Genomic DNA, 18,357 nt, shown 5'->3' with positions numbered 1-18,357 from the left:
ATCATGAATGCCATTCGCAAAGTATTTGTGGCCGGTCCTGCCAGTGCGGCACGCCAGGCGATTGTGAGACGCCTGATGGCCAGTGGCTTTGTGGCCGACCAGATTGACACGTGGGATGAGTCTGATCACAGCCTGTATGACCAAGCCGCCGTGCGCTCCTACCTGCGTGATTCGACGCCAGACCACATCTACGTTGCAGTTGGGCCCTGGGGAAATCCAAGCGATAACAGCTCACGGCGAGGTACCTACATGGGGGACGCGCTTTTGGGGCCGGTTCAGCTGATCCACGAGGCCATGTATGCCGGTGTGCGAAAGCTTCTTTTCATCGCCTCGCATCAAGTCTACGGGGGATGTCCTGTGCTGCCGATGGCGGAGGAAGACCTGGCCTTTGCGCGTCCTGACCGTGCACGCGAACCGCTGGCGATTGCGCACATGGCTGGAATTCGGCTTTGTGAGGCCTACACGCATGAGTTTGGTGAACTCCTTGGCCTGACCTATCGGTCAGTCGTGGTGGGAAACCTCTATGGACCAGGTGATGACTTGCAGCCATCGACGGCTGGGGAGCTCTTGACACTGATGCGCCACATCCACCAAGCGAAGACGTTCAAACTCTCGTCGGTGAACCTTCGATGCAATGGGTTCAGACGGGCCGACTGGCTCTATGTTGACGATATGGCTGAGGCGTGCATTGGGCTTCTCGACCTTCCCGATCGCTCGTACCGTCTCCTCACGGATGAGCGTCGACCGCACGTCAATCTGGGCAGTGGCCGGGCAAGCACGACCTTGGAACTTGCTCAGGCCGTGGCGAAGGTTGTGGGATATAGGGGATGCTTGAATGTCGATGGTGACGTCGCTGATGAGGGCGCAGACTTCTACCTGGACACGCATCGCATGCGTAGTACGGGCTGGGCACCGCAGATAGAACTCGAGACGGGACTTGCGCACATGTACCGAGACTATAGGCAGCAGGAGCAAAGACTGGCGGCGGCATCATGACTCTGGGACAACTCGATCTTGCCCTCCACATACCGGACGAAACGTGCGTCTTGGAGACCGCCCCTTCTTTGAAAATCAGCATCGTTACTGGGTGCAGAGACAACGCATCAACGATAGAAGGCTGTCTGTCGTCGGTAGCAGGGCAAACATTTCGCAATGTTGAGCATGTGGTGGTTGACCGCCATAGCAAGGACGATTCTCCCGAACTAATCTACGCCCAGCGCGACCGGCTCAGTATTGTTTATGGTGGTGTTGGTGAAACACGCTTCGAGGCATGGAACAGGGGCATAGGGCAGGCAACCGGGGACGTACTGGGCTTTGTCGATGCCGCTGACGAGTTGGCAAGTCCAGATGTGCTTGAAAGAGTGGCTCAAGCGTTTGCTAATCCGTGGGTGTCTGCTGTATACGGTGACATCCTCTGCGTAGATGCCCAAGATGCCAGGCACGTGGTCAGACATCACAATGTTGGTGCATGTAGTCGCGAGCGGCTGTCACTTGGACTGGTTCCTCCGACGACCGCGCTCTTCGTTCGAAGGTCTTGGTATAGACGTATTGGGGGTTTTGCGCCTGAGCTTAAACTGGCTGCAGATTACGACGCTTCGCTGCGCTTGTTTTCACATCAGTTTTTCAAAGCGGTGTATTTGGAGCGGCCAGTGGTGCGGCAAAGGCTGGTGTTTCCTGAAGTCCGGCAACTGCCCAACGCGCTGCGGATACCCATAGAGGAATTGAGATCGCTACGGAGCGCTCGCGTGGGTGGCTGGAAAGCACTGGCCTGGCACAACCTCTCAAAAGTGGGTCGCTGGCTCTGAGCCACCATCCCCAAAACTTAAGCGCCCCTGACCGTTGGACTAATTCCCCCACTTCTCGCTGCTTGCACTTTCCTGCGGAACAACACTGCGGTTTAACGCTGATTGTCCCGAGCTTGAGCGCTAGGTGATGCAGCTCTGCGCGACCTAGGTCTCGGTTTGTCGGTGCTTGATGGCTAAGCATGGCCTTACCTACGGTCAGGACCGGACTGGGCTTTTACACTTATCACCTTTTGCCGTGAATCGGAGTTCTGGTGGGCTTTGCGTATTCCACTCCTTCGTGATCGGCCGGTCCAGTACGATTTGACCAAGCAGTCTTGTTCGAGCTGCACAGGCAGACCGATCAATTTGATCAAGCCCCGCTAAGCCACAGCCCGCATCGTCTCCAGATGTTGGCCGCAGCGTGCGCGGCGGCTAGACTTCGGCTACCGGCCAGAATGAGCCGTCGGCGGGTCGACTCGAGCCGAAGATTAGCGCTTGCTTTCTTCCGGTCTCCTCCCCATAAGAGCTCGGTTCTCTTGCTCGTAAGCTGCAATTGATTCGGCAAACCAATTTTTTTCAGGCGCGTGATTAGGTTCCTTGATCATGAACTCGTCGGTCCCAGGAACTCGGACTATGGATCTGCCAGGATTCCTCTTGGCCCACGCTGCAGCCTCCTGAAACGACGAGAAATTTTTGGCTCGCGACTGAAGGCCCGCATCTCGTCGTGTCTTACGCGAATAGGCTTTACTGTAGTGATCAATGATTGAGTCGGCGTTGGCACCCGCCCCAAATGTTCGCTCGAAGTCACCCATAGCTACCTTTTTCAACTAGCGCTGACTGTTGCACCCACGTCCTGAAAATTGCAGATGCAGGTTCACCAGCGCATTAGGCGATTATTTCCAACCGACGTGCCGGGAAGCGTTTTCACACAGCCTCGGCCGATACCGGAAGTCTAGCCCCCGACTCCCTCGCCGCCAACGCCCGCGTCGAGTTCAGATTCTTTTAATCATGAACGCTGGACCGCCTGATCAGGGCGTCGGACCAACTGCTCAGCAAGGCCGGAATACGCAGGCTTTCAAGCGTTGGAGGCTGTAACGACTTCGAAAAGACCTACAGAATGACGAAGTAGAGCGCGGCAAGGGTGACACAAAACAGCCCAACGGAGCCCATGCTGGCGCTGAATAGTCCAGTCGAGCTCGGTACTGAGTCGAGCGGCGCAGCATCTGTCACCGCGCTGTCATCGGAGGCGTGATCGCCACCTTGTTGGTGGATTTCCCCAACAGTTGGCAAGCTGGTCCGACGGTGTTTGCTAGGCGCCAAATTGATGTTGTTGGCACTAGGCATGATAAATATCATTGTTTAAGGTCATCCGTTTAGGTACGAGCCCTAGCTTGCCCTTCAGTTCTTCGCTGTAATACACCTGATAGTTGGCGGTTTCGCCGACTGCAGCAACCTCGTCGAGGGCTCCGCCCGAGACGACAAAAATGCACTGGGCTACTTCATCTTGCGACAACTGCTCGTCCACCGAAAACTCCAGATCGTCGATTCTTATCCAATCTCCGGCGGCCAGCGGCGAGGTCTCGCAAACCATCAACAGTTGTCCCGTTGGCTCGATATTATAAAACTCAAGCATTACAAGCGCGGGAGAGGTCACACCGGGCGCATCCAAATTGCCGCGGGTACCGAAGAATTCCTTTATCGAGTCGGCAGTGGTTTTGATGGCTGGAAGTCTCATGTAGGTGCTTTCTTGGTTCGCGGCAACACGTCGCCCCTACACCGCACACGTGGAGTTGTGATCTGCTGGCTTTCTTTCGTCCTAATACTGCTGGATGTAAGCGAGAGAGTTATCGGTCTTATTGTAAATATGATAAATATGCCATAAATGATAAAAATGTCAAGTCTATATTGCTCTAGACTTATCTTCCTATAGATGTGTCGGAGTGTTGTCTTAACAAATTTTTATGAAATTTCCAGTTAAACTAAGAAAAATGAGAGTGCAAAGTACATGAATGCGACTACTCCTGAAGACTACTGCGGGACTTTTTTTGCAGCCAAGCTGCTTGGGCTCTCAGTCGGGACTATCCAAGCACTGGTCGAGAAAAATGAGCTGACCGCTTGGAAGACGAAGGGTGGCCACCGTCGAATTTCGATGGAGTCCATCCGCAAGTACCAGCGAAAACATGGATTGGCGGAAACTGCCGAAAAGGCTAAGTTTCTTAAAGTCCTGGTGGTGGAGGATGACCCTGCCACTTTGGAGATGTTCAAGTCGACGATCGACAGCTGGACGTTGCCTATCGACGTCTCGCTGATGTCCTCCGCCATGGAGGCTTTGATTGACATCAACACGCTCAAGCCGGACGTGCTTATCACGGATCTGAACATGCCGGGCGTAGACGGGTTCGAGTTGTTGCGCACGCTGCGTGCGAACGCCAGTTTCTCTTCCATGGTCCTGGTGGCAATGACCGGTCTGTCGCCAGCAGAAGTCACGGAGCAGGGCGGTCTTCCCGCTCAAACCGTCACTGTTCAGAAGCCAGTTGACATGAGGTGGTTCAACGGCTTTGTCGCCGCGTTGGTTGCGCTTCGCCAATCTTGAGGGGTCGTCATTGGTGACGCATTCAAATCGTTGAATGTGTAGGCGTTCACAGTTAAGCGCCACCGCCGCGCGTCTTGGGCTCTGCGCTCATGGCACGGCAGATGCCATTTGAGACTTGCTTTAGAGCGCGCGTCCTCCGCAAGCTCGTGGAGATCCGGCTGGCCTATAAGCTGGAGTCGGTGTGTTGACGAAGCTCTCGGCCACGCCGTTGCTCTGCGAACTTCACACAAGCGCCGCGCCTGACAAGCTTCTTGCTCAGTTCCGCCCAACTCCTTGAACTACTTTTTGGCAGGCCTTTGGTCAGGTGAGTACCTTGGCCGAATATGCCACCCCAAGAGCGCGCAGGGAACTCCTAGCGCGATCCAAGACAGAAGATCCGGTAATCCCCCCGCAAAACCATTGAGCTGAGAAGTAGAGACTCTGACAGGAGAATCTCTACCATGAAGAAATCGCGATTTACCGACAGCCAGATCATCGACGCACTCAAGCGGGCGGAGGCGGGGCTAACGGTGCCTGAGCTTTGCCGAGAGCTGGGGATCAGCTCGGCGACGTTCTACAAGTGGCGGGCCAAGTTCGGCGGCATGGATGCCTCACTGATGGCGCGCATGAAGGAGCTGGAGGCGGAGAACGCGCGGCTGCGCAAGATGTATGTCGAGGAGAAGCTCAAAGCCGAGGTCGTGGCGGAGGCACTCGCAAAAAAGTGGTGAAGCCATCTCGCCGACGCGAGATGGCACAACAAGCTGTGCGCCAGCGCGGGCTGTCGATCAGGGCTGCTTGTCAGGCATTCCAGATCAGCCAGGCCTGCTACCGCTACGAGGCCCGTCGCGGCCTTGAGGACGACGAGATCGCCCAATGGCTGCTGCGCTTGACCGACAACAACCGCAACTGGGGCTTTGGCCTGTGCTTCCTGCACCTGCGCAACGTGCGCGGCTTGCCCTGGAACCACAAGCGCGTGTATCGGGTTTACCGGGAGCTGGAGCTCAACCTTCGCATCAAGCCGCGCAAGCGCCTGGTGCGCGAGAAGCCCGAGCCTCTGACGGTGCCCAAGCACAGCAACGAGGTCTGGTCGATGGACTTCATGCACGACCAACTGGAGGACGGTCGCAGCATCCGGCTGCTCAACGTGATCGACGACTTCAATCGCGAGGCCCTGGGCATGGAGGTGGACTTCTCGCTGCCCTCGCAGCGTGTGATCCGCACCCTGGCGCAGATCATGGCTTGGCGCGGCAGGCCCAACGTGATTCGCTGTGACAACGGGCCGGAGTACATCAGTGCCACGTTGCTGAACTGGGCCAGTGCCAGAGGCATTCATATCGAGCACATCCAGCCGGGCAAGCCCCAACAGAATGCCTACGTCGAGCGCTTCAACAGAACGGTGCGCTACGAGTGGCTGTCCCAGTACCATTGGAGCGACCTCGACGAGGTTCGCGAGTACGCCACGCAGTGGATGTGGCGCTACAACCATGAGCGCCCAAACATGGCCTTGGGCGGCATCACCCCGAAACAGCGGCTGGCCATGGCCGCATAGCTCTACTTCTCGGAGCCGTGGAATTCGGGGGGATTACCATCCCAGTTGCCGTCGCCCAAGAGGGCTGACACTAACCCAACGATGCTCGACATCGCCAGCAACCCCGGTAGGCGAAAGACCTGCCAGAGGTGTAGGGTTTGGCCGTTGTTCGAAACCTTGGAGCGCTTCATGGCCGCAGGTCTCCACTCCTTATATCGTCTATCGGCGCTCTGCTCTTGATGCGCGCCTTCGAGGGCTTGGTTAACCACAGATAGAGCCCACTGCCTAACACCGCGATGCTGGTAAGTGTCAATACAGCCCAGAGAACCTTCAGAGGGATGCCACCGTAGTCCCCGAAGTGCAGTGGCTGCGACATCGACAGGGCTTGGACGTACCAGGGCATGGACGCATGATCGCTGACACGACCGGATTCAGCATCAACCAGCATCACCTGCACCAATTGCCGCGTGGCTGGTTTGTCCCCTCGAAGAATGACGAGGTGATGGCGGGGCCCGCTGATCTTCATGCCAGGAAAGATGATGCTGTCCACCTGGGACTTCGGCGCCGTCTCGCGCGCCGCCGCCAGCACTTGGTGCAAGGATGCAAAGGCCTGCGCAGGTGGGGCACCTGCATGGCGTTGCCTCATGGCCGCCAGGTCGTTGTTGCGCCACAGATGGCCCAGGGGCACCTCCAGGGTGTTGATGGTGCCGGTGAGACTTACCACGGTCAGCCAGACGACTGTTCCGATGCCCAGCAGGTTGTGCATGTCCAGCCAGCGGGTGCGGCGAGCATGGTCGTGGCGCACGGTGCCGAAGGGGAGCTTGCTCATGAAGGGCGCGTAGAGCAACACGCCCGACACTACTGCCACAGCCACGAGTAAGCCCATGAACCCGAGGAACAGCGTGCCTCCCAGGCCCATGTACAGGTCGGTGTGGAGGCGCAGCATGACGTCCATGAATCCATCGTCGCCGGCCGACGGTGCCTGCAGCACTGCACCGGTATGCAGGTCATACAAGTGGGTGCGGCTTTCGTCCGGTGAGGGCTGCCGTGATGGGGACGTGCCCACCTGGACCAGCGACTCTTCCCTTTGGATCAACACGAAGTTCACGTGCCCGCCGCGCGCCTGCTGGAGCGCATGTGCCACAACGCTGTCCAGCGACGGTGCCTCGCCCGCTTGCGTCCCGGCGACGAACTCACCGGTGGCTTGAGGTGCAGGTTCGAAAGCGTGCTCTATCTCCTCATGGAAGATGAGCGGCAGGCCGGTGATGCACAGAAGCAGCAGGAACACGGTCGAGACCAGACTGCTCCATTTATGAACCCACGACCATGCGCGCAGCGTGGCGGCCTTCATGGCGCTGTGGCCTTCCTACTGGTCACCAGCGTTTGCGCAGCGTCACCTGGGTGGTGCGCGGCTGACCGTAGAAGCATTGCGTGGTGTTGAGGCAGTAGCTGATGAAGTCTTTCCCCGCGAGGTTTGATACGCCCAGCGAGAGGCGCCAAACGTCCATCTGCCGACGCGAGGCACCGAAGTCGTAGTGCAGCGCGATGTCGAAGAGGGTGACGGCGGGCAGCTTCATGGTGATGGCCGTATCCGCGTAGTTCTCGCCGATGTGGCGCACTCCCAAGCCGGCGGTGAACCCTTTGAACGAGCTCTGCGTGAAACGGTAGCCAAGCCACAGAGAAGCAAGGTGCCGGGGTGTGCGCGAGAGCGGTTTGCCGAGCAGCGACACGCCCGGCGCGCTGGGATTTGCGCGCGTGACTTGGGAGTCGGTGTACGCGTAGGTCGCCACTAGGTCCACGTTGCGTAGGGGCCGCATCCGGGCCTCGGCGCTGATGCCCTGCGACTGAACTTCGCCGGTCTGGATGCTGAAGCTGGCACGGCCGGGCGTGGTGTCAGGTGTCAACACGTTTTCCTGGGTCAGACGGTACGCTGAGAGTGAGAGTTGCGTACTGCCGCCAGCCGGTTGGTACTTGATCCCGGCTTCCAGTTGCCGGCCTTCCGTGGGTAGGAAGGGTGCACCTGTGAAGTCGGTGCCGCCAAGGGGTTCGAACGAAGTGGAGTAGCTGGCATAGGGCGCCAGGCCGTTGTCGTATACGTGGTTCACGCCCATGCGCCAAGTGAACGCACCATCGGACTTGCGCACCGAGGTCCCGGCTTGTCGGTTGGCGGTATTGGAATCCGCTTCGTCGTATCTACCACCCATGGTCAACACCCACCGACCGCTGCGCATCTGATCCTGTACGTACAGCCCGGTCTGCTCCATGGTGTGCCGCGTGGAAAGGCGCGGGATGAGCGCGGGAATGGTGACGCCGTACACCGGTGCATAGAGGTCGATGGAGGGGGCAAGCTGCGACGCGAACCGGTAGTCGTCATGTTGCCGCATGTAGTCAAGGCCCATCAGAAGCGTGTGCGCCCAGGTACCGCTGGAGAAGCGCATTTGCGCCTGGTTGTCGATCGCGAAGATGCTGCCCTCAGCCTGGCTGGCCGACGCCACACGCATCAAGGTGCGATTGTCTGCCGCCAGCATGTAACCCGGCAGGGCGCGACTGTCGACTTTCACCTCGGTATGGCGCATGTTCTGGCGCAGTGTCCAGCCTTCGTTGATGCTGTGTTCGAGGGCGTAGCCGACCCCGTACTGGTCCCGCGCGATGTGGTCCCATCCCGGATCGCCCGTCATGAGGGTGCGCGGGATCGGGCCGTTCGGGTTGGGTCGCAGTGAGCCTGCGGCAGGAACCGCTTGGTACTGGGGCAACTGCTCGTCGCGCTGGTAGTGCGTGAGCAGCGTCAACGATGTGTCGGCCGACGGCCTCCAAGTGAACGACGGAGCGATCAGCTCACGCTTCTCGTTCGAGAAGTCGACTTGTCCGTCGTTCTGGCGAGCAAGTCCGGTCAAGCGATGGAACAGCTTCCCATCCTCACCAATGGCGCCAGTGCTGTCGAACGCCAACTGGGTACGGTTGTGGCTGCCGGTCTGCAGCAATACTTCATGCGCGGTCTCAGTCTGAGGGCGGCGGCTGACCATATTGAGCACACCGCCAGGCGAAGACTGGCCAAACAGCACCGAGGCTGGGCCTTGGAGTAATTCGATGCGTTCGAGCATGTAAGGGTCGAATTGCGGCACCGCCACGCTGTAGGCGCTGAAGGGCAGGCGCAGGCCATCGAGGTGGTCGCGAGCAAAGAAGCCGCGGGTCTGCACGACGTCGAACAGGCTGTTTGTGCCACCAAAAGCGGCCACGGCGCCGGGTGTGTACTCCAGTGCGCGGGTAACGCTCTGCGCGTCCTGCAGCTCCACCTGCTCTCGTGAAACAACGCTGATCGTCTGCGGCGTTTCCAGTAGAGGCGTGTCGGTTTTGGTCGCGAGGGTACTGCGTCGGGCGACTAGGCCACCCACGGGACCGGTGGCCTGTTCTTCGAAGCGTTCGGCCGTGACGGTCACGGTCTGCAGTGTGGCTGCAGGTCCGGAGGCGGCTGGCGCCGGCGAAGGCGGCGCGGCTGACTTGACCAGCAGGTAGCTGCCATTGGGCTGACGGATGGCCTGAACGCCGGTTCCGGCCAAGAGCGCATTCAAGCCACTTTGCACGGAATGGCGGCCTTGCAGGCCGCCGCTATGCAGGTCCTCGGCGGTCTCGGGAGTAAACGACAGCAGAATGCCTGTCTCGCGGCCGAAGCGGTTCAGCGCGTTCTCCAGTGGGCCTGCTGGGATGCTGTAGTCGCGGGTCTGCGTGTCCGCCGCTTGGGCCAACACCAAAGTGGGCGCGGTCGCCGCCATCAGGGCCGCTGCGATGGCCACGCCTTTGACCGCTAGGGCGGGCCCGGCGGCGTAGGCCAGCGCTCCGCAGTGGAATACCCGCGCGATTCGGGCAGTGGGTTGCTGTGGCAGTCTGTAGGGACGGTGGTGCATGATTTGACCTTCGCGGATGAAGAAGATGAGCGCTCTCACCTTCCTTGTCACGCGAGAATCCAAAACGGACCACCCTGGCTCGAAATTTTTCTCTCAGGCAGGTCGTCGCGGCCCGAGTTGGACGCGCACCGTCTGCAGGCCCCAGAAGCGGGTGACGGTCTCGACCTGTAAGGAAAGCATGGCCGACAGGGTGTCGAGCACTTTGTCGATGTCGGCCAAGGGGTACGAGCCAGAGATGCGAAGATCGGCCACAGCTGGGTCACACCAGAGAGGGCGTTGGCTGTACCGAGCGAGCTCAGTGAGGAAGTCGGCCAGACGCATACCCTTGGCGACGATGATCCCATCGGTCCAAGCCGCGCTGTCGCGGTCCGCCATTTGCTCCGCTGTCACCGCGTGCGTGTTGAAGCGTGCCCTTCGGCCCGCCTGCAAGAGGTGCGGCCGCGCCGATGCTTCGCGGGGAGTGAGGCGCACCGCGCCCTCAAACACGGCCACATCGGAAGTCGCTTCGTGCAGCCGAACGATGTACTGCGTGCCCAGTGCTTCGGCTTCGCCTTGCGCGGTTTCGATCAGGAACGGTCGCGCTGCCTTGTCGCTGGCGGTCGTTATCAGCACCTCGCCTGCGACGAGGCGCACGCGCCGCTCGGTTTCGCTGAACGCCACGTTCACAGCGCTGGCGGTGTTGAGCTCCAGCGTGCTTCCATCGTCCAGCACCACGGTTCGGCGCTCGCCCGTAGCGGTTCCGTAGTCGGCCACGAAAGTGCTCCAGCGGCCGTCTTGCCGGACCGACCAGGCCGCCCCGCCAGCGAACAGCATCACGGCAAGCGTCGTGATGGCGCGTCGGCGCGCGAGAGATCGTGGTGGCGTCAAGCTGGCCTGCGCCATAGCGGATTTCACTGGAGAAGCCAGATGCCGCAGCTTGCCGAAGATCTGGCCTTCCATGGCTTCGATGTGTCGCCATGCAAGCTCGTGATCTGGATGGGCCAGGCGCCAGGCCTGCCAGTTGGCTTGAACGGCCGGAGACACGTGATCGGACTGGAGTTCCACCAGCCATTCCACGGCGCGTTGTGCCACCTCCGCTGGAATCGAGGCTGGGGGACTGTCGTGCGAGTTGGCGGTCATCGTCACGCTGGAAGGACATCGGCGAAATAGCAGTGCCCTGTCGCTTTGACGAGGTACCGTTTGACGGTGGTGACAGAGATCTGCATCAGCTGCGCCACCTCGGCGTGCGTCATGTCATCAAGCTGCGTCAGCAGGAACGCACGCTTGACCGGCGCAGGTAGGCCGTCGAGTAAGCGGTCGATTTCAACCAGTACCTGCAGCAGCATGGCGCGCTCCTCCTCGGAGGGCGCGAGCGCGTCTGGCACGGCGGTCAGCGCCTCCAGGTATGCGCGCTCCAATTGCTGGCGTCGCCAGTGATTGGCCAGTACGCGTTGCGCTACGGTGGTTAGGAACGCGCGTGGCTCCTGAATTGCAATGGCTTCCTCTCTTGTCAACAGGCGGATGAACGTGTCATGCGCCAAGTCGGAGGCTTGTTGCGAGTCGCCGAGCTTTCTGCTTAGCCAACGCCGTAACCAACCATGGTGATGGCTGTACAAAACCTCGATTTGTTGATGGAGCGAATGAGGGCAGTTGGCGGTGGACAAGACGAACTCCTGAACCGGGCGTCCAGGGATCGGCGCCTGATCCCTTAAAAATGAGAATAATTCTCATTCTACAGGTTGACTCAAGTGATTTTTCATCAATGGAGCTTCCCTTCTGTGCTCGGATGTCTGTCCCGTTTCATCGCGCTGCCTATGCCGAGCGAGTGCCTCACTGCTTCCCAACCAATGGATGAAATCGCTCCCGGAGGGAAGACTCCAACATCATCGCAAGCACGTTGTAGTTGACCACTGGCATGTGAAGCGCATGCAGGCGGAACTTCCGCTTTGAGCTTTCAGGCCTTGCCTTGATCTTGAGCGCAAAGGTGGACTTATTCAATGGAAGATTCAGGTGCTCGAGCACTCGCTTGCCGACGTTTTTTGACTTTCCCAGGTACAGCGGCATCCACTCCTGAAGCGCCTTGTGTTGAGCGATGCGCTTGACCTTGAAGTTTGCCGTGAACTTCTTCAGAAAGTCCTCGTGCTCCCACTCAGCGCGAAATTCGTCAACCCATGGTTTGAAGTCTGGAGTTGTCCCTGTGGAACACACGTCAATTCGATAGATTCCCGGATAGCTCAGTGATGCAATCTTGGCTTCATCCGCCAGGTCGCAAATGTATGGAATTTCGATGGTCTTGGCCAGCGCGGAGAAGTCATGGAAGAGGTTTGTGAGCTCTTGATCCAGCTTGGTGATGCGTTCCATAGTGAAGCCAGGTGGTTGTGAAATTCTCGAGGATGTCTTGTGGGTCGAAGACGATGCGGCGGCCCGGTCTTGAAGCCACCTCACCCGTTTAAATCGCATTCCTATTTGAGATGTACGTGTGAACCCTCTCGAGTATCGCCATGACGCCAAACCATCTCAAAGCTGAACATCGCCACCTGTCGTATGGCCTCTACGTCCGCGAGTCATCGCGTGACCCTGGGATGTACGAAGTGACCACGGAGGGTGGCAAGGTCGTCGCCTCCGAGATTGCCGACATGAAGTCAGCGGAAGTTTTCGCTGCAGCACCCGCTCTTATGGAAGCTGTGACCCTTGCACTGTGGCGGCTCTCCTACTGGGTGTTGATGGAGTCGAAGAGTGATGATGACCAAGCACATTCAAGATGTGTGCTTGACAGCCTCGTAACTCTCGGGGACGCCGCTCGCGCCGTAGACGGTGTGTCGCCGCTCGACTGATGCTCATGTTGTCTAGCGAGGCTGCCGCTAGATTGAAGCTGACCTCTGATCGGATCTGAAGTCAAAGCAAGAGGGCGCGTGATTGTTGGAAGTGCTTAAGGTAGCCTTTCAGCTTTCTCTTTGAGAGAACCGAGGATGCGTATGCTGTGCATCGCCACGCTGAGGCCTGGTTCAACGAAGGACGAACGATGCAGATTAAATGGCTGGAAGACCTGATTGCTCTGGCCGAGACAAAGAGCTTCGTGCGGGCTGCGGCACAACGACATGTCACCCATCCCGCCTTCGGCCGCCGAATTAGGAGCCTTGAAGAATGGGCCGGCGCAACTCTGGTGGACAGAGGCAGTGGACCGGTGAAGCTCACCGAGTCGGGAGAGAGTCTGCTTCAGCACGCCCGTCAGGCGGTGGAGGCGCTCGCCTCCGCGCGGAGTGAAATCCAAGACCAAGCTTTGCCGGGTCAAAGCGTTCTTACGCTGGCCACCGGCCGCACACTGGCCAGAACCTTGGCCGCAGACTGGCTGTGGCGCATGAGAGCGCACACCGCCGCTGCGCGGGTGCAGGTGCGCACCGGCTCTATGGCCGAGACACTGCAGCGCTTTGAGCGCGGCGAGGCCGATTTCATGCTCACCTACTACCACCCGGCGGTGACCACTCGCCTGCAACCGTCTCTGTACCTGCAGCACACCATGGCGCATGACCGGCTGGTGCCGGTGTCGCGCGCCAGCGCAGGCGGAAAGACGCTCTTTCGCTTTTCCCCCAACAAGCCAGTGCCGTACCTGGCCTATGCCAACACCCTGGCGCTGGGACAACTGGTGTCCGACCATCTCTCGAACCACGCTCAAGCGCCTCGCCTGAAGCCGATCTTGCAATGCGACTCCGCCGACGCGCTGCTGGAATACGTGCTCAAGGGGATGGGTGTGGCCTGGTTGCCGTGGTCGCTGGCCGTTGGCGCTCACAAGGAGGGCAAGCTCGCGCCGCTCGCCGGGAAGGCGCTTGAAGTTGCTTTCGAGGTGCGCATGGTTCGAACCAAGCGGCGCCTGTCCCCATTGGCTGAGACTCTGTGGGACATGTCCACGTTGCACTGACCATTTCGCAAAAAGCACGCATCGGTGCCGTTTTGGCACATTCGCCGAAAAGCGTTGCCCCAAGAATCGCAGCTATTCAAAGCAGGAGACATACATGCGATTCACCCCCGTCCACATTCAATCCTTCCTGTCCATGGCCTTGGCCACGGGCCTGGTTTCCTTGGCCCATGCCCAGACTGAGGCCTACCCCGATCGCCCGGTCACGGTGGTGGTCGGCTATCCGCCCGGCGGCAGTACCGACCTCACCGGCCGGGCCGTGGCCGACCAGCTGTCCAAGAAGCTGGGCGTGCCGGTGATCGTGGAAAACGTGGGTGGTGCCGGTGGGGCCATTGGCGCACACAAGGTGTCGCGTGCGACGCCAGATGGCTACACGCTGCTGCTCGGGGCCAACAACGAGATCGCGATCAACCGCCTCATATCGACTTCGGTGAAGTACAGCTACAAGGACTTCACACCGATCGGGCTGGTCGCCTCCACACCCATGGTGCTGGTCGCTTCCACGCAGAGCGGCATCAAGACGGCGGACCAGTTCGTCAGCACGGTGAAGGCAAAACCGGGCAAATACATCTATGGCAGCTCGGGCGTGGGCACCGCGCTGCACCTGTCTGCTGAAATGGCGAAGCAGCAGGCCGGCCTGTTCATGTCGCATATTCCGTATCGGGGCGTTGGCCCGCTGACGACGGACCTGTATGGCGGCACGGTGGATTTCGGCGTGTATGTGCTGTCCAGCGGGCTGTCACACATCCGCAGTGGCAAGGTGGTCGCACTCGGCATCACCGAGAAGAAGCGCTCCGCCGTGGCGCCAGACATCGCACCGCTGGCCGATCACCCGGCGCTCAGCAACATGGACATCAGCGTGTGGTTCGCGCTGATGGCGCCGCCCAACCTGCCGGAGGCCGTCACGGCCCGCCTGCGCAGGGCGCTGGCCGAGTCGCTGCAGACGCCGGAGTTTCGCAAGAAGATGGAGGACAGCGGTTCCACCGTGGCGCCGCTCAACGTGGAGATGGGCAAGTTCCTGATGGATGAAACGGCGAAGTACCAGAAGATCGTCGAGTTCGCGAACATCAAGGAGTGAGAGGCATCGTGTTTTCGCTGACCCCTCCCGATCTCGGCCCGTGGCGCGCCGGAAATACCGGCGTTGAAGGCGTGTGGCATTTTCAAAGCGATGTACCGGGGCGCCGCGTGATGTTGAGCGCACTGGTGCACGGCAACGAACTCTGCGGAGCATGGGCCCTGAAGGAGTTGCTGGAGGCCGGTGTGCGGCCGGCTTGCGGCTCGCTCACCCTGGCGTTCTGCAACCTTGACGCGTTTGACCGGTTCGACCCGAACCACGGCGACGCATCGCGCTTCGTCGATGAAGACATGAACCGGCAATGGGTGCAGGGGCGTCTGGCCATGGGCAACACGTGCGAACGCCGGCGTGCCGCCGCGCTGGCACCGTTCGTTCAGCGCGCCGACTGGCTGCTGGATCTTCATTCCATGCACGAGCCCGGCCTGCCACTCTCGCTGGTAGGCACCCATGCGCGCAACTTGGCGCTGGCCCGCGAATTGCGCGCCCCGGTCCACGTGGTGGTGGATGCCGGCCACCGGGACGGCGTGCGTATGCGCGACTACGGCCGTTTTGACGAACCTGATACAGAACAGCCCGACACGCGCTCGCTGCTGATCGAGTGCGGGTACCACCGTGACCCTGCGAGCGCCGGCGTGGCGCGGGACCAGTGCGCGCGCTTTCTGGTAGCCGCGGGCACGCTCACGGCATCATCTGCGCAGCGCTCGTTGCCGGGCTGGAAGATGCCGGACGCTCCTATCCAGTGGGCCCTGCATGTGACCGACGCCGTGGTGGCAAGAAGCCAGAACTTCGCTTTCACGGAGGCCTTCCAGGGTTTGGAGGTCATTCCCCATGCAGGCACGGCGATCGGGGACAACGACGGCGAACCTGTGAAGACGCCATATGACAACTGCGTGCTCGTGATGCCTTCGACGCGGCAGGCTCGCAAAGGCGTGACTGTGGTGCGGCTGGCGCGCCGACTAGCGCTATCTTGACAAGATCGTTAAGGTGCTTCGATGCCTGCACGGTGGTGGTTTGCACCGCGAGTTTCTCGAAAGCCCGAACTCATATCAAAGCAGTAAGGTTTCGCTTGCACAGTAGGTAGTTGCTGGTCGCTTGCGGCTCATAAGAGTTCGAATTGCGTCTACCTTGGATGGGTTTGGGTATGGCCGGCATCTGGAGCTCAGCGAGCCCGCGCTGTCGGCGGTAGATCGCGGCGCTGTGACGGCCATCTCGAATCACGACAGGCCCATCACCAGCGAGCTTCATTCCGGGTGGAAGATTCATTGGCCGACCGTTCGGGAACGGTGGCCGCGGGTCCCGGGGCCAGAGAGTACGTGAAAAAGGTGCTAGGTGTGGTGGGTAGCCCTAGGTCGTAACTCCTTTGAGATGCGGATAGGGTAATAAACAGGTGCCTATACGTTGAACAAACATGTTCAATGTGGTAGGCGTCAATGAAGCTCAAAGACTGGGCCAAGCTCAACGGAATTTCGTACAGGACGGCATGGCGGTGGTTCCACCAGGGGACATTGCCCGTGCCAGCGCACCAGGTCGCATCGGGCAGCATCCTGGTGGAAGCCGCTCATCGCACCGAGCGAGGCGCCGCCATCTATGCGCGGGTATCGTCCTCCGACCAGCGAGCGGACCTGGACCGCCAGGTTGCCCGCCTGACCCAGCACGCGGTCGGGCAGGGTATGCGCGTGGCCACGGTGGTGGCCGAAGTCGGATCTGGGATGAACGGCAGTCGCCCGAAACTCCTTTCGTTGCTGCGCCGCGGAGACTTTGATGTCCTGGTTGTTGAGCATCGTGAGCGACTGAGCCGCTTTGGATTCGACTATCTCGAGGCGGCGCTGACGGTCTCTGGGCGACGCGTTCAGGCTGTTGAGCAGAAGGAGTTCGAAGACGACCTGGTGCGCGACATGTGCGAGGTGCTCACCTCGTTCTGCGCCAGGCTCTACGGGCGCCGCAGCGCAAAGCGCAAGGCCGCGGCCACGGTTGCTCGGGCCCACGAGGCCTGAGACCTGGCCATGCAAGCGACCTTTCAAACCCGGGTGCAGCTGGGCGGACACGACATGGCGGTGCTCAATCGCTTTGCGGGTCTGTACGCGCTTGTGGAGCACGAGCTCTTCGCGGCCTATAGCCGCACGGGCGAGGTGCGTGCGATGGACAAGCTCAAGAGCACCATCTGCGCCAAGCACCGCATCACAGCCCGCCAGTTCAACGCCGTCTCCGTATTCCTCAAGGGCAAGATATCCTCACGCCAGGAGGTCAACAAATCCGCTCTCGCCCAAGTCCGCGAAGACCTGAAGGCCGTGCGTCGGTCGCTGGCCAAGCTGCTTAAGTGCGCCGGGCCGCTGGACGCGACCCAGCGCCGGTCCTGGGCGGCCAAGAAGCGTCGACTAGCCCGCCTGGAGGCCAAGGAGCTCGAACTGTCGACTGGGCGGGTGGCATTGTGCTTCGGCAGCCGCAAGCTCTTCCGAGCTCAGTTCGACCTGGCCGCCAGCGGCTTCAGGGACCACGCCGAGTGGCTATCTGCCTGGCGCGACGCCCGATCCAGCCAGTTCTGCCTGGTGGGTTCCAAGGACGAAGCATCCGGCAACCAGAGCTGCACCGCAGCGGTGGCCGAGAACGGGACCTTCTCCCTGCGCCTGCGTCTGCCGGATGCACTCATTGAGCACCCGGGCGAGAAGTACCTCATGCTTCACAACGTCTGGTTCGAACACGGCCAGTGGGAGCTGTTGGCGGCGCTGGATGAGAAGCAGGCCATCAGCTACCGCTTCCTGCGCGATGACAAGGGCTGGCGTGTCTTCGCCAGCACCGCGAGAGCAGACTACCGCAGCAAGCCCGACCTGCAGCTCGGCACGGTGGGCGTGGACATCAACGCCGAGCACCTGGCTGTCTCCGAGGTCGACCGCTTCGGCAACCTGGTGCATCGGTTCTCGGTACCTTGTGTCACCCACGGCAAGACTGCCCGGCAGCGCCAGGAAGTTGTTCGATCTGCCGCGAAGGCTGTGGTCGGCTACGCGGCGAAGGTGGGCAAGCCGCTTGTACACGAGAAACTGGACTTCAGCCGTCGCAAGCAGGAACTCGCCGGCGACAGGCGAAACGCCCAGCTTTCACGTGCACTGTCCAGCTTTGCCTATTCGGGCTTCATCCAGTCGCTGCAGAGCAACGCGCTCTTGATGCGCGTGGCAAGCCTGGAGGTCAACCCCGCATACACGTCCGTCATCGGACGGGTGAAGTACGCCAAGCCCCTCGGCGTCTCAGTACATCAGGCCGCGGCGATGGCAATCGCGCGTCGTGGCATGGGCTTTGGAGAAGCCGCGCCCCGTCGACCGGTCATTCCGGACGGCAGGGGCGACCATCTCATCATCGAGCTACCCGCGAGGAATCGTTCGATGCATGAGTGGTCGCACTGGGCGAAGGTGCGCTCCAAGGTTCAAGGAACCCTTGCAGGGTGGCATCGGTTGCGAAGAATCGCAGCCCTTGAAGCTGTACAGGTGGTCAACGCCGCTCGTGTCGCTTCGAGAGGTCAATCCGATGCTGGCGCGGTGAGAGCCCGTCCTCCGAATCGTCAGCTTCACCGTTTGGCTGGCGTGCGTGGAACAAATGTCCACGGAATTTGAAC

16 protein-coding genes are annotated in these 18,357 nt (G+C 60.3%); 10 read left to right on the top strand and 6 right to left on the bottom strand.

Going from position 1 to position 18,357, the window contains the following annotated elements; all coding sequences use genetic code 11:
- The first annotated feature begins 3 nt into the window (after positions 1–3).
- On the top strand, positions 4–996 hold the full coding sequence (locus tag F9K07_RS20835; RefSeq protein WP_159595243.1) for an NAD-dependent epimerase/dehydratase family protein: 993 nt from the start codon (positions 4–6) through the stop codon (positions 994–996).
- Positions 993–1,805 (top strand): glycosyltransferase, encoded by an 813-nt coding sequence (locus F9K07_RS20830; RefSeq protein WP_159595242.1) that lies wholly within the window; start codon positions 993–995, stop codon positions 1,803–1,805. The genes F9K07_RS20835 and F9K07_RS20830 overlap by 4 nt, the downstream gene beginning before the upstream one ends.
- Before the next feature lie 1,315 nt (positions 1,806–3,120).
- On the opposite strand, the gene F9K07_RS20825 is transcribed toward F9K07_RS20830, so the two are convergent.
- Positions 3,121–3,519, bottom strand: coding sequence for a hypothetical protein (locus F9K07_RS20825; RefSeq protein ID WP_159595241.1), 399 nt, complete (start codon positions 3,517–3,519; stop codon positions 3,121–3,123).
- Between the two features lie 270 nt (positions 3,520–3,789).
- On the opposite strand from F9K07_RS20825, the gene F9K07_RS20820 reads away from it, so the two are divergent.
- Both F9K07_RS20820 and F9K07_RS20815 read left to right on the top strand, forming a co-directional pair.
- A complete protein-coding gene (locus tag F9K07_RS20820; RefSeq protein ID WP_159595240.1) occupies positions 3,790–4,377 on the top strand; it encodes a response regulator in 588 nt (195 codons plus the stop codon).
- Between the two features lie 440 nt (positions 4,378–4,817).
- Positions 4,818–5,905, top strand: a protein-coding gene (locus tag F9K07_RS20815) for an IS3 family transposase (RefSeq protein ID WP_159590482.1) whose coding sequence is annotated in 2 segments (ribosomal slippage) — positions 4,818–5,070 and positions 5,070–5,905 — 1,089 coding nt in all. Because the reading frame shifts where the segments join, the coding sequence is not laid out codon by codon here.
- A gap of 166 nt (positions 5,906–6,071) precedes the next feature.
- Here F9K07_RS20815 and F9K07_RS20810 read toward each other — a convergent pair.
- The 5 genes from F9K07_RS20810 to F9K07_RS20790 form a co-directional block, all read right to left on the bottom strand.
- Positions 6,072–7,235: a PepSY-associated TM helix domain-containing protein gene (locus F9K07_RS20810; RefSeq protein WP_159595239.1), complete on the bottom strand. Its 1,164-nt coding sequence runs from the start codon at positions 7,233–7,235 to the stop codon at positions 6,072–6,074.
- 22 nt (positions 7,236–7,257) lie between these two features.
- A complete protein-coding gene (locus F9K07_RS20805; RefSeq protein ID WP_159595238.1) occupies positions 7,258–9,786 on the bottom strand; it encodes a TonB-dependent siderophore receptor in 2,529 nt (842 codons plus the stop codon).
- A gap of 93 nt (positions 9,787–9,879) precedes the next feature.
- Complete coding sequence (locus tag F9K07_RS20800) at positions 9,880–10,905, bottom strand: FecR domain-containing protein (protein WP_159595237.1); 1,026 nt, start codon at positions 10,903–10,905, stop codon at positions 9,880–9,882.
- A 2-nt stretch (positions 10,906–10,907) separates the two neighbouring features.
- Positions 10,908–11,429: a sigma-70 family RNA polymerase sigma factor gene (locus F9K07_RS20795; RefSeq protein WP_159595236.1), complete on the bottom strand. Its 522-nt coding sequence runs from the start codon at positions 11,427–11,429 to the stop codon at positions 10,908–10,910.
- Between the two features lie 166 nt (positions 11,430–11,595).
- On the bottom strand, positions 11,596–12,126 hold the full coding sequence (locus tag F9K07_RS20790; protein WP_159595235.1) for a hypothetical protein: 531 nt from the start codon (positions 12,124–12,126) through the stop codon (positions 11,596–11,598).
- A 140-nt stretch (positions 12,127–12,266) separates the two neighbouring features.
- On the opposite strand from F9K07_RS20790, the gene F9K07_RS20785 reads away from it, so the two are divergent.
- The 6 genes from F9K07_RS20785 (at position 12,267) to F9K07_RS20760 (ending at position 18,355) form a co-directional block, all read left to right on the top strand.
- On the top strand, positions 12,267–12,599 hold the full coding sequence (locus tag F9K07_RS20785) for a hypothetical protein (protein WP_159595234.1): 333 nt from the start codon (positions 12,267–12,269) through the stop codon (positions 12,597–12,599).
- Positions 12,600–12,787: 188 nt separating this feature from the next.
- Positions 12,788–13,681, top strand: a complete 894-nt coding sequence (locus F9K07_RS20780) for a LysR family transcriptional regulator (RefSeq protein ID WP_159595233.1) — start codon at positions 12,788–12,790, stop codon at positions 13,679–13,681.
- Positions 13,682–13,775: 94 nt separating this feature from the next.
- The gene (locus tag F9K07_RS20775) at positions 13,776–14,756 is read left to right on the top strand and encodes a Bug family tripartite tricarboxylate transporter substrate binding protein (RefSeq protein ID WP_159595232.1); all 981 of its coding nucleotides are present in this window, start codon (positions 13,776–13,778) and stop codon (positions 14,754–14,756) included.
- An 8-nt stretch (positions 14,757–14,764) separates the two neighbouring features.
- The gene (locus F9K07_RS20770; protein ID WP_442907341.1) at positions 14,765–15,724 is read left to right on the top strand and encodes a succinylglutamate desuccinylase; all 960 of its coding nucleotides are present in this window, start codon (positions 14,765–14,767) and stop codon (positions 15,722–15,724) included.
- Positions 15,725–16,183: 459 nt separating this feature from the next.
- Entirely contained in the window at positions 16,184–16,747 is a 564-nt protein-coding gene (locus tag F9K07_RS20765) for an IS607 family transposase (RefSeq protein WP_159595230.1), read from the top strand.
- A 9-nt stretch (positions 16,748–16,756) separates the two neighbouring features.
- Positions 16,757–18,355: a transposase gene (locus F9K07_RS20760; protein ID WP_159595229.1), complete on the top strand. Its 1,599-nt coding sequence runs from the start codon at positions 16,757–16,759 to the stop codon at positions 18,353–18,355.
- The last annotated feature ends 2 nt before the right edge of the window (positions 18,356–18,357 follow it).

Source organism: Hydrogenophaga sp. BPS33 (genome assembly GCF_009859475.1).
Taxonomy (GTDB): Bacteria; Pseudomonadota; Gammaproteobacteria; order Burkholderiales; family Burkholderiaceae_C; genus Hydrogenophaga.
The sequence above is the reverse complement of the archived record's forward strand: the minus strand, read 5'-3'. Positions and strand labels throughout refer to the sequence as shown.

What these genes read in the sequence shown, in the direction of transcription:
- F9K07_RS20835 (WP_159595243.1), top strand. Translation starts at nt 4, where the DNA reads ATGAATGCCATTCGCAAAGTATTTGTGGCCGGTCCTGCCAGTGCGGCA.
- F9K07_RS20830 (WP_159595242.1), top strand. Translation starts at nt 993, where the DNA reads ATGACTCTGGGACAACTCGATCTTGCCCTCCACATACCGGACGAAACG.
- F9K07_RS20825 (WP_159595241.1), bottom strand. Translation starts at nt 3,519, where the DNA reads ATGAGACTTCCAGCCATCAAAACCACTGCCGACTCGATAAAGGAATTC.
- F9K07_RS20820 (WP_159595240.1), top strand. Translation starts at nt 3,790, where the DNA reads ATGAATGCGACTACTCCTGAAGACTACTGCGGGACTTTTTTTGCAGCC.
- F9K07_RS20810 (WP_159595239.1), bottom strand. Translation starts at nt 7,235, where the DNA reads ATGAAGGCCGCCACGCTGCGCGCATGGTCGTGGGTTCATAAATGGAGC.
- F9K07_RS20805 (WP_159595238.1), bottom strand. Translation starts at nt 9,786, where the DNA reads ATGCACCACCGTCCCTACAGACTGCCACAGCAACCCACTGCCCGAATC.
- F9K07_RS20800 (WP_159595237.1), bottom strand. Translation starts at nt 10,905, where the DNA reads ATGACCGCCAACTCGCACGACAGTCCCCCAGCCTCGATTCCAGCGGAG.
- F9K07_RS20790 (WP_159595235.1), bottom strand. Translation starts at nt 12,126, where the DNA reads ATGGAACGCATCACCAAGCTGGATCAAGAGCTCACAAACCTCTTCCAT.
- F9K07_RS20785 (WP_159595234.1), top strand. Translation starts at nt 12,267, where the DNA reads ATGACGCCAAACCATCTCAAAGCTGAACATCGCCACCTGTCGTATGGC.
- F9K07_RS20780 (WP_159595233.1), top strand. Translation starts at nt 12,788, where the DNA reads ATGCAGATTAAATGGCTGGAAGACCTGATTGCTCTGGCCGAGACAAAG.
- F9K07_RS20775 (WP_159595232.1), top strand. Translation starts at nt 13,776, where the DNA reads ATGCGATTCACCCCCGTCCACATTCAATCCTTCCTGTCCATGGCCTTG.
- F9K07_RS20765 (WP_159595230.1), top strand. Translation starts at nt 16,184, where the DNA reads ATGAAGCTCAAAGACTGGGCCAAGCTCAACGGAATTTCGTACAGGACG.
- F9K07_RS20760 (WP_159595229.1), top strand. Translation starts at nt 16,757, where the DNA reads ATGCAAGCGACCTTTCAAACCCGGGTGCAGCTGGGCGGACACGACATG.